The sequence below is a fragment of the Haemophilus sp. UMB1048 genome (genome assembly GCF_030218125.1).
Taxonomy (GTDB): domain Bacteria; phylum Pseudomonadota; class Gammaproteobacteria; order Enterobacterales; family Pasteurellaceae; genus Haemophilus_D.
Genome location: NZ_JASOPB010000201.1, coordinates 1 through 234 on the forward strand (window position 1 = coordinate 1; position 234 = coordinate 234).

Genomic DNA, 234 nt, shown 5'->3' on the forward strand with positions numbered 1-234 from the left:
ACCGTACCGAATTCCTGTTCATGGACCGCGATTCTCTGCCGACTGAGGAAGAACAGTTCGCAGCCTATAAAGCGGTGGCTGAAGCGTGCGGCTCACAGGCCGTTATCGTTCGCACCATGGACATCGGCGGCGATAAAGAGCTGCCGTACATGAACTTCCCGAAAGAAGAGAACCCGTTCCTCGGCTGGCGTGCCGTGCGTATCGCGATGGATCGTAAAGAGATCCTCCGCGACC

1 protein-coding gene is annotated in these 234 nt (G+C 57.3%); it reads left to right on the plus strand.

The window, feature by feature from the left end:
* Window positions 1-234, plus strand: a 234-nt coding sequence (locus QP437_RS10460) for a putative PEP-binding protein (RefSeq protein WP_336620765.1), incomplete at both ends; no start/stop codon positions are given.